This is a genomic window from Streptomyces sp. NPDC007808 (genome assembly GCF_042868655.1).
GTDB lineage: Bacteria > Actinomycetota > Actinomycetes > Streptomycetales > Streptomycetaceae > Streptomyces.
Map to the genome: position 1 here is coordinate 467805 of NZ_JBIAEQ010000002.1, position 14744 is coordinate 482548.

Below are 14744 nucleotides of genomic sequence, written 5' to 3' on the forward strand. Positions count from 1 at the left end.
GGAGTCCCGGCGTGGGCCGTTCGGGGCATCCGTGGCGTCAAGTCCCCCTTGTTGCCGTTGAGTCGAACAGGTACACCTCGCCGTACCGATCTCAGGAAGTTCCGAGGAGGTACGCGTGCGCACCACGAGAACCGTTCCTGCGAGACCCGTTCTGTTCACCGCGCTCGCCGTCACCACGGCGAGTTCCCTGCTCCTCACCCCGCACACCGCGGCTGCCGCCGACCCGGGCCCTCCGGTCCACCGCGAGGCCGCACTCGACCGGCAGGCGGCGCTGACGCCCGCGAGCGCCGCGCAGCGGTCCCTCGGCACCGCCGGGACGGCCGCGGGGGTGATCGCCGACGACAGCCGGGGCTACCCCCGCCGCCAGGTCCTCGCCCCCGACCCCGAGAACCCGGCCGACAAGTCCCTCAAGCTGGGCCTCACCCCCTATCACGCGATCGCACCGAAGCTGAACGCCCTCCAGTCCCTCGGCGACCGGGTGAGCGTCGAGGTCGCGGGCCGCTCGGCCGGCGGGCACCGGCTGTACCTCGTCACCGTCACCGCGCCGGAGAGCGCCCGCCAGTCCCGTGCCCAGGCCCGGATGCGCGAGCTGATCGAGCGCGCGCCCGCCCTCGCCGCCAAGTCCTCCGAGATCAGGAAGACGTACAAGACCCCCGTCTTCTTCAACAACAACATCCACGGGAACGAGTGGGAGGGCACCGACGCCTCCCTGGAGCTCATCGAGAAGCTCGCCCGCGCCGAGGACGCCCGCACCCGCGACCTGCTCGCGCACAGCCGCCTGTACTTCAACGTCACCGCCAACCCGGACGGCCGTATCGCCGGAACCCGCGCGAACGCGAACGGCTTCGACATGAACCGGGACTTCGTCACCGCCTCGCAGCCCGAGGTGCGGGCGATGCGACAGATCATGATCGCCAAGCAGCCGGCCGTCATGCTCGACCTGCACGGTTACGTCAACGGCACCCTGATCGAACCGACCACTCCCCCGCACGGCGAGAACTACGAGTACGACCTGTTCCTGAAGAACACCTACGCCAACGCCCTCGGCATGGAGTCGGCCGTCAACGGCCTCGGTCACACGCCCGCGAGGGACGGGGTGCAGCCCGCCCAGATCCCGTTCCGGGACCAGGAGGAGGGCTGGGACGACTGGCCGCCGATCTTCACCCCGCAGTACGCGGCCTACCACGGCACGGTCGCCGCGCACACGGTGGAGATCCCGCTGCGCGTGAACAACGCCTCCTACGACTCCCTGTCCGTACCCGAGTTGCGCCGCCGCTCGGCGATCAACGTCGATGTGGCCGGTGCCGCGCTGCGCGCCACCCTCGACTTCGTGCAGGCGAGGCGCACATCCCTGCTCGCCGACCAGATCGAGGTGTTCCGGCGCGGTGCGGCGGGCGCCGCGCAGGTGCCGGTGTCCTCGCGGACCGTCCCCGGCGTTCCCGGCATCGGCCCCGAGGACGTCTACACGACCAGGTTCCCCCGCGCCTACGTCATCCCGCCCTCGGGCACGGCCGGCGCCCGCCTCGTCGACCACCTCCTGGCCAACGACGTGCGCGTCGCACGCGCCGCGCACCCCTTCCGGCTCGACGGACGGACGTACCCCGCGGGCTCCTACGTGATCGACATGCACCAGCCCAAGCGCGGCCTGGCCAACGCGCTCCTCGCGGACGGGAGGGACATCAGCGACAAGGTCTCGGTGATGTACGACATCTCCGGATGGAGCCTCGGCCGGCTGTGGGGCGCCACCGTCACCACCCTCCCGAGGGTCCCGTACGGCGTCCTGCGCCCGGTGCGTGCGGCGGCCCCCGTCGCGTACGTCGCGCCGCACGGCGATCTGCGGCTGCGGCTCGACGACCCGAACGAGGTCGCCGCGCTCAACTCCCTGCTGGAGCAGGGGGTCCGGGCACGCCTGGCGGCCGACGGCAGCGCGATCGTGCCGGGCTCGGCGCGCCGGCGGGCCGCGGTGGCGGCCCGCGCCCACGATGTCGCCTTCCACGCCACGAAACGCACCGGCACCACACCCCTGCGCCGCACCCGGGTCGCCGCCGCCGTCACCGCGGGCGAGCTGTTCGCGCTGCGGGAGATGAACTTCGACGTCGAGCCGGTCTCGACGGGCATCCTGAACGCCGGATTCGACTGGTCGTCGGTGGACGTGCTGGTCGTGTCGACGGGCCTGGACCGCGACGGCCTCGCCACCGGGGCGCGTACCGCCCTCGACTCCTTCCTCGCCGGACACGGCCTGGTCGGCCGCGGCGCCGCGGGTGCCGCGCTGGCCTCGGCGACCGGGTCGCTGGCCGCGAAGCCGGTCGAGGGCAACGGCGACGCCAACGGCGTGGTGCGGGTGCGCAATTCGGCCGGTGCCCTGATGACCGGGGCCCCGGACCACGGCTTCGTGTACGCGCCGGTGTGGTTCACCGACCTGGGGCCGGACGTCCGCGTGGAGCAGACGTACGCGCCCGGCGACCCGCTCGTCTCCGGGCACTGGCGACCGTCCCCGGACGGCTTGGGCGGTCCGGGCGACGCGGCGGGCCAGGCGTCGGTGGTGAGCGGCCCGAAGGCCGTCCTGTTCGGCACGGAACCACTCTTCCGGGACCATCCCAAGGGGGAGTTCGCCCAGGTGGGGCGGGCATTGTTCATGATGGCACCGGCAAGCGGCCCAGGTGAGGAGAGCGGATGACGCGGGAGATCCACGGCACGGTGGCGGACGGCTTCGAGGCGGTGCGCGAGGAGTTCGCCGCGTTCGTCGCGGGGGAACGCCCGGACTACGAGGGCCAGTTGTGCGCCTATGTGCACGGCCGCAGGGTCGTCGACCTGTGGGCCGGTGACGGCTGCGAGGCGGACTCGCTGTACGGCGTGTTCTCCTCGACCAAGGGCGCGGCCCATCTCGTGGTCGCGCTTCTGGTGCAGGAGGGCACGCTGGAACTCGACCGCAAAGTGACCTACTACTGGCCGGAGTTCGGGGCCGAGGGCAAGGCCGCCCTGACCCTGCGCGACCTCCTCGCCCACCGTGCGGGGCTGATCGGCCTCGACGCCGGTTTCACCGAGGCCGAGCTGGCCGACGACCAGGCCATCGCCGAACGGCTCGCGGACCAGCGGCCGTTCTGGCGCCCCGGCACCGCCTTCGGCTACCACGCGTTCGTCATCGGGGCGCTCACCGGTGAGGTCGTCCGCCGGGCCACGGGCCGCACCCTGCAGGAGGTGTACGAGGAACGCGTCCGCGCGCCGTACGGCCTGGACTTCTTCCTCGGTCTCCCGCAGGCGCTGGAACCCCGGTTCCGCTCGGTGCTGCCGATGGCCCCGACGCCGGAGCAGCAGGCGGAGCTGGACGCGGTGCCGACGGGCCCGCACACGCTGGCGGCGATCGCGTTCAACACCCATGTACCGAACCCGACCGACCTGGTGGACCACGCCAACTCCCGCACGGTACGCGCCAAGGGTCCGGCGTCGGCGGGCGGAGTCGCGGCGGCCCGCGGGCTGGCCGGGATGTACGCGGCGGCGATCAGCGAACTCGACGGACGCCCGCCGCTGCTGAAGCCGGACATGATCGCCGAGGTGGGTCAGATCCACTCCACCGGCTACGACCTGGTGTCCCGCACCCACAAGTCGTTCGGCCTCGGCTTCCACGCCGTCTGCGACCCCTGGTACCCCTTCCTGGGCGCGGGCGCCTTCGGTCACAGCGGGGCGAGCGGCTCCCAGGCCTTCGCGGACCCCCGCAGCGGCCTGGCCTACGGCTACGCCCGTCGCCGCTACGCCTTCCCGGGCGGGGCGGCCCCGGAGAACGAACGCTTCGTGAGGGCGGCCCACACGGCAGCCCTGGCGAGCCGGTAGCCCGGAGCGGGCCGCACCTCGCGCGGGCGGGGTGCGGCCCGCTCCGGGACGGCCTCAGACGAGGGTCACGCTGATGTTCCCGCGGGTCGCCTTGGAGTACGGGCACACCTGGTGGGCCTTCTCCACCAGCCCCTTCGCCGTCTCCACGTCGACGTTCGGGATCTCGGCCGAGATCTCGACGATGATCCCGAAACCGTCGTCGTTCCTGCCGATGCCGACCTTCGCGGTGACGGTCGAGCCGGAGACGTCGGCGTTCTCCTGGCGGGCGACGACGCCCAGGGCGCCCTGGAAGCAGGCGCTGTACCCGGCCGCGAACAGCTGCTCCGGGTTGGTGCCGGCGCCGCTGCCGCCCATCTCCTTGGGCGGGTTCACGACCACGTCGAGCTTGCCGTCATCGGTGGCGACCCGGCCGTCGCGGCCGTTCTCGGCGGTGGCGACCGCGGTGTACAGGACGTCGGAGTGCTGGATGGACATGCGGTTGTCTTCCTCCTCGGCCCGCCGCGACTCGCGCCCACGATCGCGACGGAATTCGGAAAGAAGTTACCGCATGCCGGAAATCCAGGGAACCGCTCCGACGGTCCGTGCCCGCGTCAGAGCTTGACGATCATCTTTCCGGTGTTGTCGCCGCGCAGGACCCCGAGGAACGCCTCCAGGTTGTTCTCGATGCCCTCGACGACCGTCTCGCGGTACTTGAGCTGCCCCGAGGCGACCCAGGGGCCGACCTCCTGGACGAACTGCTGCTGGAGGTCGTAGTGGTCGCCGACCAGGAAGCCCTCGATACGGCCGCGGGTCTGGATGAGGCGGGCGAGGTTCCTCGGACCGGGGGCCGGCTCGGTGTTGTTGTAGACGGAGATCATGCCGCAGACGGCGATCCGGCCGTCGCGGTTGAGCCGGCCGATGGCCGCCTCCAGGTGGTCCCCGCCGACGTTGTCGAAGTAGACGTCGATCCCGTCCGGCGCGGCCTCGCGCAGCTGCTCGGCCACCGGCCCGTTCTTGTAGTTGAACGCGGCGTCGAAGCCGTACTCCTCCACGAGGAGCTTGACCTTCTCGTCGGAGCCGGCGGAGCCGATCACCCGGGAGGCGCCCTTGAGCCTGGCGATCTGGCCGACCTGGCTGCCGACGGCACCGGCCGCGCCGGAGACGAACACGGCGTCGCCCTCCTTGAAGGCGGCGGTGCGCAGCAGGCCGGCGTAGGCGGTGAGGCCGGTCATGCCGAGGACGCCGAGGTACGTGGACAGGGGCGCCGCCTCCGGGTCGACCTTGACGGCGCTCTTCGCGTCCACGGCGGCGTACTCGCGCCAGCCGAGGAAGTGCAGGACGTGGTCGCCCACGGCGATGCCCTCGGCGTTGGACTCGACGACCTCGCCGACGGCGCCGCCCTGCATGACCTTGCCGAGCTCGAAGGGGGCGACGTAGGACTTGGCGGCCGACATGCGGCCGCGCATGTACGGGTCGACGGAGAGGTACTTGTTCCGTACCAGCACCTGGCCCTCCCCGGGCGTCGGAAGCTCGGCCTCGACCAGGGAGAAGTCCTCGGCCTTGGGCCAGCCGACGGGACGGGACAGAAGGTGCCATTCGCGGTTGCTCATGGGAGCGGGCCTTTCCTCTTTTATTTCAGTACCTGAAACAACGATGCGCCTGAATATTTCAGGATGTCAAGTAACACGGGTACCCTGAGAGCATGGCCACCCCGCACAGAACCCACCGCCCCGATGAGCTGACCCTCGAAGTCGTCGACCTCATCGGCGCGGTCGTGGGCCGCTACCACGAGGAGTACGAGGAGGCCGCGGCCGAGCACGCGCTGACCGGCGCCCAGGCGAAGCTGCTGAGCCTGCTGTCCCTGGAGCCGCTGCCGATGCGCAAGCTGGCGCAGAAGCTGCGCTGCGAGCCCTCGAACGTGACCGGCATCGTGGACCGCCTGGAGTCCCGCGGCCTCGTGGAGCGCCGTCCCGACCCGGCGGACCGCCGGGTGAAGCTGGCGGCCGCCACCCAGGAGGGCCGGCAGGTGGCACGCGGCCTGCGGGAGTCCCTGCGGTTCGCGAGGGAGCCGCTCGCCGGGCTCTCCGACGACGAGCGGCTCGTCCTGCGGGATCTGCTGCGCCGGATGCTGGGCGCGGACCCCGCGCAGCAGGGGCCGTCCGGTTCCTGAGGGGCTCGCTTGCGGGCGGCCCGGGGCCGGGCGAGGATCGGATCGTGGGATTTGTACCGCTCGGGCGTCCACGGGGTGTGTGATGGGTGTGGCGTCGCACTCTCCCGGTGAGAGCCCTCGCGATCGAGGTCCCGAGGCGGTCACCCCCGGCGGGGATCCCGTTCTCGCCGCACGGCTCACCGTGCCGAAGGTCCCCCGTACGTTCGTGCGCCGGGACCGGCTCACCGATCAGTTGACCGAGGGCGCCCGGACCCCGCTGACCCTGGTCAACGGCCCCGCGGGGGCGGGCAAGACGCTGCTGGTCGCCGACTGGCTCAGGGCCCGGGAACCGGGGCCCGCCGCATGGCTGACGGTGGAACCCGAGGACAACGCCCCCGGTGTCTTCTGGGCCTACGTGCTGCACGCCCTCCGGCACCACGGCATCACCCCGCCCGAGTACATCGGCAGCCCGGCCCGTCCGGGCGAGGTGGACCACTCGCTGCTGGCCCGGCTGGCGGCCTGGCTGAACGGACGGGCCGCCAGGGTGGTCCTCGTGCTGGACGACTACGACCGGGTGGCCGGCTGCGCGGAGGTCGCCGACGGACTGGAGTTCGTGCTCCGCCATGCCGGAGACGGACTGCGCCTGGTGATCATCAGCCGTACGGAGCCGCTGCTGCCACTGCACCGCTACCGCGCCGCCGGGGAACTCGTCGACATTCGCGCCGACGACCTCGCCTTCCGCGTCGAGGAGACCGCGGCACTGGTGGACCGGCACGGTGTGCCGCTGTCGGCCGAGACCGCGCGCCTGCTGACCGAACGCACCGGGGGCTGGGCGGCGGGGCTGCGGCTGTGCACCCTGGCCGCACAACGGGACGGCGACCCGGAGAACTTCCTCAGCACCTTCGAGCCCGGGCACAGCACCGTGGCCGACTTCCTGCTGCGCGAGGTGCTCCGCGCCCACCCCGCCGAGACCCAGGACCTGCTGCTGCGCACCAGCATCCTGGAGGAGACCCACCCGGACCTGGCCAACGCCCTCACCGGACGGGACGACGCCGAGCCGATCCTCGAGGAACTCCAGCGGGCGAACGCCTTCGTCGAGCCCATCGGGCACTCGTGGTACCGGCTGCACCCGCTCTTCGCCGAGATCCTGCGGGTGCACCTCGGCGTCCGTCACCCCGGCATGGAGCCGGAGCTGCACCGGACGGCCGCCAGGTGGCTGAGCGCCGCCGGCCTGCTCGACGAGGCCCTGCCGCACGCCGCGGACGCGGGCGACTGGGAGCTGGCCGCCGCCGAGTTCATCGACCACCTCGCCATCGGACGGCTCCGTACGGGTCTGTCCGCCGAGCGTCTGGACGGCCTGTTCGCCAGGATGGCGCCGGAGGCGTCCGGGCCCGCCCCCGACCTCGTGCGGGCGGCCCGTGAACTGGCCCGTCATGACGTCGACCGAGGTGTCACGCATCTGCGTCGCGCCGAGCGGCGGCTACCGGACGGCGCCAGTCCGGGGGCGCGACTGACGTGCGCGCTGTTGCGGGTCCTGGCCGCCAGGGTGGCGGGCTCCGCGGACCTGGCGGAGACGGCGGCGAGGGACGCCGCGGAGGCCGAGCGCGCCCTGCCCGAGGGCCGGCTGGACCAGCGCCCGGAACTGACCGCCCTCATGTTGACCGACCTGGGCTCGGCCCAGCTGTGGGCGGGACGCTTCGATGCCGCGCGCGCCACGCTTTCGGCCGCCGCCGATGCCGCTCAGGGGCCGCTGACGTCCTGTCCCCGGCATGAGGCCCTGAGCCGACTGGCCCTCATCGACTTCCTGAACGGCCGACCCGGCCAGGCCGAGTCACACGCCAGGGAAGCGCTCACCGAGGCCGAGCACTCGGGGATGCCGGTGGCCGACCGGACCGGGATGGCGCGGCTCGTCCTGGCCGCCGTGACCATCGACCGCAACGATCTGGCGGCGGCGCAGGACCATCTCGACCTGGCCGCCGCGACCTCCACCGCCACCCGGGACCCCGTGGTGGCCGTGTGGCTGGCGATCCTGCGCTCCCGGCTGCTGTGCGCGAGGGGGGACGCCCGCGCGGCGCTCGCGGCCCTCGACGACCTGGCCGGGCGGTCCCTGATGCACACCGAGCCCTCCCCGTGGGTGAGCGACCGTATCGCGATGGCCACGGCGGCGGCGTATCTGGCGGACGGAGATCCGAAGGCCGCCGTGCGGGTCTTCGAGGAACTGCCCGGCCGCGGTCCCGAGACCCTGGTGGCCGAGGCACGGGCCCTGCTGGCCGCGGAGGACAGCGAGCGGGCGCTGCGTCTTCTCGACGACCTTCCCGACCAGCAGGGCCTGGGAGCGGTCGCCGACGTGTGGCTGCTGCTCACCCGCGCGCAGGCCGTCGACACGCTCGGCGAGCCCGCGGCCGCGGAGGGCCTGGTCGTCAAGGCCCTGACGGCGGCGCGTCCGCACCACCTCAGGCGGCCGTTCCTGGAGGCCGGGCCGTGGCTCAGGCGCCTGCTGCTCCGTCGGCCCGCACTCACCCGGGGGCACGCCTGGCTGACGGACGCCCTCGCGCGGGAGCCCGCCGTAGCCGAACCGCGGGACGAGCCGGCGGGCCCCCGCCCGGAGCCGCTCAGTGCACGGGAGCAGGACGTCCTGGCACGGCTGGCGCAGTTCATGTCCACCGAGGAGATCGCCGCCGACCTGCATGTGTCCGTCAACACGGTGAAGACCCACCTGAAGAGCATCTACCGCAAGCTCGCCGCCACCCGGCGCGGCGAGGCGGTCCGGCGGGCCCGCGAACTCGGGCTGCTCTGACCCCCGGTGCCGAACAGGCGCCGACCGCGCCCCTGTCACCTCGCCCGGGTGATGCCACCGTCCCCCCGGCGTCGCAGGATGAGGACATGCGCTACGAGATCCGTGTCGACGGGCAGATGTCGAAGGAGATGACCACGGCGTTCCCCGAGTGGGACACCTTCGTCGTCCCTGACCAGACCGTGCTGGCCGGCGAGGTCGACGACGAAGCGCACCTGTACGGCCTGTTGCTCCGTTTCCAGTCGCTGGGCCTGCACGTCCTGGAGTTCCGCCGGCTCACGACGTGAGCCGGCGGTCATGAGCGCCGTACGTCCTCGGCCCGCGCCGTACATCCTCAGCCCGCGAGCACCTTCGCCTTGGCCCGCTCGTACTCGGCGTCGGTGATGTCGCCGTGGTCGTGCAGTCCGGCGAGCTTGGTCAGTTCGTCGGCGCTGGTCGCCCCCGTCGCCGGGGTCTCGGCGGCGGCCGTCTGGACGTAGGAGCGGAACTCCTGCTCCTGGCGCTGCATCTGGCGCATGGCGCGTTCGCCCATCCCGCGTCCGCGGGCGATCAGGTAGACGAAGATCCCGAGGAACGGCATGACACAGACGAAGACCGTCCAGCCCGCCTTCCCCCAGCCGCCCATGCCGTCGTCCCGGAAGATGTCCCCGATCACCCGGAAGAGCAGCACGAACCACATGACCCACAGGAAGAACCAGAGCATGGTCAGGAACGCGTTGAGCAGCGGGTAGTCCACGGTTGCCTCCACATACCGGCCGCCGCGAGTTCCGCGGCGGTGCCCGTTGACCTGACATGCCCACTGTGCGCCCGTCGGCCATCGGCGGCATCACCCGCTGCGGGTGGGTGTCACGGTGGGCCCACGGTGAAGATCACGGTGGGCCCACGACGAATCGCGCGGAGTGTCAGGCCGCGAGGACCTTGGACTTGGCCCGCTCGTACTCGGCGTCCGTGATGGCACCCTGGTCGTGCAGTGCGGCCAGCTTGCCCAGCTCGTCGGCCTTGGCACCCTGCGTCCTGGGCCGCTCGGCGGCGGCCTGCTGCACGTACGTGCGGAACGCCCGCTCCCGTTCGTGGGCCTGGCGCAACTCGCGTTCGCCCATCCCGCGACCGCGGGCGATCAGGTAGACGAAGACGCCGAGGAACGGCAGCACACACACCATCAGCGTCCAGCCCGCCTTCCCCCAGCCGCTGAGCGCGTCGTCGCGGAACACGTCCGTGATCACACGGAACAACAGCATGATCCACATGATCCACAGGAAGAACCAGAGCATGGTCAGGAAGACATCGAGCAGCGGATAGTCCATGGCTGTCTCCTCTTGTCGGCTGCCGCGCCCACCGCACGGCCCGCGGACCCCGAGACCCTCAGGATCCAGCGGACCGGTCCGTCCGGCATCACCCCTCACGGGTGGGCGGCGCGCCCCCGGCCGGGCCCTCGGTCGCGCCCTCGGTCGGGCCCTCGGCCGCGAGCTCGGCCCGGCCCCCGGCCGCGAGCAGCGCCAGGACCGCCAGGACGGCGAGCAGGACGAGCGCGAAGACCAGGATGGTGAGCGCGGTGGGGGTGTTCCACACCGCGAAGACGAAGGCCAGGACGGCCAGGGCGGACAGGGCGATCGACCTGCGGTGGGCCTGCGCCCGGACGCCGACCCGCCCCGCCCGGATCTCGTGCCGGTGGGCCCAGCCGGCCACGGAGTCCGCTGTGCGGTCCGAGCCGCGCCGGATCGCCACCGGGAGACGGCCGGGCCCGGTCAGGTAGGCGCCGAGCGCGATCACGATGCCCAGCACGATCGTCGTGCGCAGGGCGTCCCGCAGGAAGCGCAGCAGCGTGTCGAAGACGGCCGCCGCGGCCGCGTCGGACTGGACGGCGGCCGGGAGGTGGTCCAGGTAGTAGCGGCGTGCGACGACCAGCCCGAGGGCCACGACCAGACAGGCGAAGGCGGCGCCCAGCGCGGTCCGGGCGAGCGCACGCCGTCGCCGCCGGGCGGCCAGCACACCGGCCGCGCCGATGACCACGGTCAGGACGGGCAGCCAGTAGCCGACCACGTCCAGCAGGTGAGCGCCGTCGCGGACCTTTTCGAGCTCCTCGGACTGGAACAGCACCAGCTGCTTGTCGACGTCGGGGATCTTCGACGCCGGTGACAGTCCCGCATCGACGAGGTCCTGTTTCACCTGCTCGACGATTGCGCCGACGTCCAGGGTGACCGTGCCCCCCGAGACCCCGACGGCGCCCCGGCCCTCGCCGGTGAGGGCGTCCACGACGGCGCTGTGGGCCCGCTCGTTGGCGTTCTCCCACACGCCGGCGAAGCGGTCGCTGTGCACGATCCGGGTGACGATCTTCGTCACCGCCTCGTCCACGGCCGCGTCGATCTGCGGTCCCAGCCCTCGTACGGCGGTGGCGGCCTGGGGCGGCAGGCCCTGGGACTGGAGCCAGTCGCCGAGCTGATCGGCGGCCCGGTCACCGTCGACGCGGACGTCCACGGCCTTCGAGATCCGGTCCACGGCAGCGTCCTGGACGGCCGGCTCGGTGGCGAGCGGCGCCACCGTGGTCACGTAGCGGTCGGTGTCGAGCGCGATGTCGTGGACCCACACCGTGATCAGCGCGACCGGTGTGAGCACACAGGTGACCACGAGCAGCACCGCGGAGACCACGGCCCGGGCGATGCGCCCGGGCGCGGAGGGCCGGTGCGCGGTGCTCATCGCCATCACGCTCGGCTACTCGTCCAGGGGATCCCGGCGCACCACGCACAGCGCCCAGATGATGAACGCGTACAGCGCGATCAGCGTGAGCGACCAGACGGGGTAGTACGGGATGGACAGGAAGTTGGCGATGATCAGCAGTGCCGCGATGCCGATGCCGACGACCCTGGCCCATGTCTTCGCCGTGAACAGACCGAAGCTCACGATCACGGCGATCGCCCCGAACAGCATGTGGATCCAGCCCCAGCTGGTCAGGTCGAACTTGAAGACGTAGTTGGGGGTGGAGACGTAGACGTCGTCCTCGGCGATCGCCATGATCCCCCGGAAGACGTCGAGGATGCCGGAGATGAACAGCATCACTCCGGCGAACAACGTCAGGCCGCTCGCGGCGGTCTGCGTTCCCTCTCGGTGCTGGGGACGAGCGGTGGTGGCCATGTCCGGCCCCTTTCCTCACCGGGCTGCGAGGCGCAGCCGTACACCATCGAGCCTGATCCACGGGGGCGGGCTCGTCGTCACCCTCGGAGGGTGAGGGGGCGTACGGTCACGCCGCCAGGTCGGTCCGGGCGGTGACGCGGCCCGTGGCCACGGCGTCGGCCAGTGCGTGGTGGTCGTGTTGGTTCTGGTCGGCGTAGGCCCCGGCGAACTCCACGAGGGCCCGGTCGAAGGAGTCGCCCCGGCCGAGGTAGGCGGCGATGGCGATCGGGTCGCCCGAGCGTGCGTGGGCCCGGGCCAGGGAGGCGCCGCACAGCCGGGCGAACAGCGCCAGGGTCCCGGCGTCCATGGTCTCGGGGCGGGCGATGCCCTTCCAGTCGCGCAACTGCCGCACGTAGAAGTCCCGTTCGCGGCCGTCGAAGCCGGTGACGCGCTCCCAGCCCAGGAAGATGTCGGCGGCGGCCTGCATGAGCCGCTGCCCGGCGACCACCCGTTCGCCCTGGTTGTCGTAGCCGCTCGCCCCGCAGTGGGGGGCGAGGACCGACTCGCCGGCCTCCTTGGCCTGCAGCAGCAGCGGGTCGTCGTCGTCGCGGCCGAGCAGCAGGATGATCCAGCAGCGGGTGCCGACGCTGCCCACCCCGACGACCTTGCGCGCCATGTCGGCCACCCGGAACCGGCTCAGCAGGTGCCGCCGCTCCGACGACAGGCTGCGCTGGTAGTCGGCGACCAGGTCCCGCAGGGTGCGGGCGAGCTCCTCGCCCCGGGTGCCGGGCAGCAGCTGCGCGACGGGTGTGATCAAAGGGGGGTCGGAGATGATGCGGTGCGTGCCGTCCACCACCCGGGTCAGCTTCCCGGCCGCCTGGAGGCTCGTGCGGGTACGGGCCTTCGACGCGGCGCGGGCGGCCCGCCGCTCGTCCTTGCCGCCCGGCGGCTCGGGCAGCAGCTCCGCGATCCGGTCGAAGTCGTCCCGGGCGTACCAGACGTCGAGGGTGCGCATCCCGGCGAACTCCCGCATGCGCTCGCGGTAGGCCGCCACCGCGGCGCGGACGACGGCCTCACTGTCCTTCACCGGGAAGCCGTTGGCCCGGCCGGCGATCACCAGGCTCGCGGCCAGCCGCTTGACGTCCCACTCGAAGGGGCCCGGCAGGGTCTCGTCGAAGTCGTTGAGGTCGAAGACGAGATGGCGTTCCGGGGAGGCGAGGAGCCGGAAGTTCAGCAGGTGCGCGTCGCCGCACAGCTGGGCGTACAGCCCGGTGTGGGGGCCGGCGCCGAGGTCGGACGCCATGATCGCCGCGGCCCCGCGGTAGAAGCGGAACGGCGATTCGAGCATCCGGCCGTAGCGGACGGGGACCAGCTCGGGGACGCGGGCGGCGGACTGGCGCTCGATGATCCCGACGGGATCGGGTCGCTTCCGGCCGGGCTCGAAGAGGGCGTGGTCGGAGCGCGGCACACGCGCGCGTGCTGCCTTGCCGATCTGCGCACGCTCGGCCGGAGAGAGCGCGCCCTCGGCCGCCGTGGAGAGCGGGGCGTCGTGCAGTGGGGCCATGACCGGACCTCCTTGCCCGCATCGTCACAGCTGCCGCCCGCGGGTGGGATCACCCGGAACAGGTGATGCGGGCGGGGGCGGCGGGGCTCGGTGGGCGGTACGCGAAATGGGCGGTACGCGGAAGCCGTACGGCCACCCGGTCCGGGCCGATCATCCCCGGCGGGGGTTCCGCAGCGGGCGGGGCGCCCGGACCTCGGACGCCCGCGAACGGTTCAGGTGCACCACCACAGGAACCGGTCGCACTCCGTCTCGGAGGGCGTCGGTTCCGGGGTGGGGTCCGAGGTGGTCGGTTCGGCGGTCGGCGCCGGGGCCTCGGGCTCGGACGTCGGCGTGGGGGCCGAGGTGACCGGGCCGGAGTCGCCACTGCCGGTGGTCGCGGACTGCCGGTCCTTGTCGGGGGTCTTGTCGTCGTCCTTCTTCTCGTCCTCGTCCTTCGGTGACTTCGAGGCCGAGGGAGAGGCCGAGCGGTCTGGCGACGGTGAGCTCCCGCCCGTCCTCGTCGTGCCGTTCGTCGCGTCGGGTGACACGGTCACCTCCTCCGACGCCGCACCCTCCGCCGACTCGTCCCCGGCCGCCGCCGGCTTCGGGCTGGGCCCCTGGGCGTCCATGCCGAGTTCCGCCAGGCTCAGCCCTCCGGCGGCCAGGACGAAGCCCGCGGCGATCAGCAGGGTGCGGCGACGGCGGCGCCGATGCGCGGCGGCCTTGCGGTCGCGACGAGAGGCGCCGGACTCCTCGTCCGGGTCACCGTCGTCCTCCTCGTCGTACTCGCCCTGCTCGGCGTGCTCCGCGTACTCGGCGTCTTCGTCGCGCTCGCCGTGACCGCGCGTGCGCCCACGCCGCTGCGCCGCCCGCCGTGCGGCCCGTCCCCCGACCGGCGCGACCGACGCCGTCTCGACGGCCTCACCGGCCTCCCCGGAATCCGGGGCCTCGGTGTCGGCGCCGCCGGTCTCCCCGGAGTGCGCGTCGACGTAGCGCTCGCCGTACTCACCACTGCCGTACTGGCCCGCATCGCCGTACTGGCCCGCATCGCCGCTGTACTGGCCCGCATCGCCGTACTGCTCCGCACCGCCGTACTGCCCCGCACCGCCCCCGTACTGCCCCGCGCCACTCTCGTACTGACCCCCGTACGCCCCGTACGCCGCATACGGGTCCTGGCTGCCCCCGGCCCCCGCGGGCGTCTGTACCGACCGCTCGGCCATCTGCGGGTACACCTCGTCGGGCGCGCCCGTGTACCCGCCCAGGTCATCGATCGCGGCGCCGCACCCCGGGCAGGCGAGGGCGCCGTTGAGGTGCCTGCGGCACGGGTGGCAGTAGTCCATGAC

General features: G+C 72.6%; 13 protein-coding genes. 5 read left to right on the forward strand and 8 right to left on the reverse strand.

Translation table 11 applies throughout. The features are described from left to right. Nucleotides 1-115: 115 nt before the first annotated feature. The gene (locus ACFYNL_RS08385; protein ID WP_388798623.1) at nucleotides 116-2677 is read left to right on the forward strand and encodes a M14 family zinc carboxypeptidase; all 2562 of its coding nucleotides are present in this window, start codon (nucleotides 116-118) and stop codon (nucleotides 2675-2677) included. Continuing rightward, a complete protein-coding gene (locus ACFYNL_RS08390) occupies nucleotides 2674-3828 on the forward strand; it encodes a serine hydrolase domain-containing protein (RefSeq protein WP_388798626.1) in 1155 nt (384 codons plus the stop codon). The genes ACFYNL_RS08385 and ACFYNL_RS08390 overlap by 4 nt, the downstream gene beginning before the upstream one ends. A 54-nt stretch (nucleotides 3829-3882) precedes the next feature. On the opposite strand, the gene ACFYNL_RS08395 is transcribed toward ACFYNL_RS08390, so the two are convergent. Together ACFYNL_RS08395 and ACFYNL_RS08400 are read right to left on the reverse strand one after the other, a co-directional pair. Further along, the gene (locus tag ACFYNL_RS08395; protein ID WP_388798629.1) at nucleotides 3883-4302 is read right to left on the reverse strand and encodes an organic hydroperoxide resistance protein; all 420 of its coding nucleotides are present in this window, start codon (nucleotides 4300-4302) and stop codon (nucleotides 3883-3885) included. Between the two features lie 116 nt (nucleotides 4303-4418). Then, nucleotides 4419-5417 carry an NADP-dependent oxidoreductase gene (locus ACFYNL_RS08400; protein ID WP_388798632.1) on the reverse strand — a complete coding sequence of 333 codons (999 nt, stop codon included), beginning with the start codon at nucleotides 5415-5417 and terminating at the stop codon, nucleotides 4419-4421. A gap of 92 nt (nucleotides 5418-5509) precedes the next feature. Here ACFYNL_RS08400 and ACFYNL_RS08405 point away from each other — a divergent pair, with 92 nt between their 5' ends. From ACFYNL_RS08405 to ACFYNL_RS08415, 3 genes are all read left to right on the forward strand, one after another. After that, entirely contained in the window at nucleotides 5510-5977 is a 468-nt protein-coding gene (locus ACFYNL_RS08405) for a MarR family winged helix-turn-helix transcriptional regulator (RefSeq protein ID WP_388798635.1), read from the forward strand. An 82-nt stretch (nucleotides 5978-6059) separates the two neighbouring features. Continuing rightward, a complete protein-coding gene (locus ACFYNL_RS08410; protein ID WP_388798638.1) occupies nucleotides 6060-8753 on the forward strand; it encodes a LuxR C-terminal-related transcriptional regulator in 2694 nt (897 codons plus the stop codon). Between the two features lie 86 nt (nucleotides 8754-8839). Then, nucleotides 8840-9037 (forward strand): hypothetical protein, encoded by a 198-nt coding sequence (locus tag ACFYNL_RS08415; RefSeq protein ID WP_388798641.1) that lies wholly within the window; start codon nucleotides 8840-8842, stop codon nucleotides 9035-9037. Between the two features lie 47 nt (nucleotides 9038-9084). Here ACFYNL_RS08415 and ACFYNL_RS08420 read toward each other — a convergent pair whose 3' ends face one another. From ACFYNL_RS08420 to ACFYNL_RS08445, 6 genes are all read right to left on the reverse strand, one after another. After that, nucleotides 9085-9486: an SHOCT domain-containing protein gene (locus ACFYNL_RS08420; RefSeq protein ID WP_388798644.1), complete on the reverse strand. Its 402-nt coding sequence runs from the start codon at nucleotides 9484-9486 to the stop codon at nucleotides 9085-9087. A 166-nt stretch (nucleotides 9487-9652) separates the two neighbouring features. Next, on the reverse strand, nucleotides 9653-10054 hold the full coding sequence (locus tag ACFYNL_RS08425; protein ID WP_388798652.1) for an SHOCT domain-containing protein: 402 nt from the start codon (nucleotides 10052-10054) through the stop codon (nucleotides 9653-9655). An 88-nt stretch (nucleotides 10055-10142) separates the two neighbouring features. Next, nucleotides 10143-11444, reverse strand: coding sequence for a hypothetical protein (locus ACFYNL_RS08430; RefSeq protein ID WP_388798655.1), 1302 nt, complete (start codon nucleotides 11442-11444; stop codon nucleotides 10143-10145). Nucleotides 11445-11459: 15 nt separating this feature from the next. Next, nucleotides 11460-11879 (reverse strand): hypothetical protein, encoded by a 420-nt coding sequence (locus ACFYNL_RS08435; protein ID WP_388798658.1) that lies wholly within the window; start codon nucleotides 11877-11879, stop codon nucleotides 11460-11462. Nucleotides 11880-11985: 106 nt separating this feature from the next. Beyond that, the gene (locus ACFYNL_RS08440) at nucleotides 11986-13422 is read right to left on the reverse strand and encodes a DUF2252 domain-containing protein (protein WP_388798661.1); all 1437 of its coding nucleotides are present in this window, start codon (nucleotides 13420-13422) and stop codon (nucleotides 11986-11988) included. Between the two features lie 212 nt (nucleotides 13423-13634). Next, complete coding sequence (locus ACFYNL_RS08445) at nucleotides 13635-14741, reverse strand: hypothetical protein (RefSeq protein WP_388798664.1); 1107 nt, start codon at nucleotides 14739-14741, stop codon at nucleotides 13635-13637. Between the last annotated feature and the right edge of the window lie 3 nt (nucleotides 14742-14744).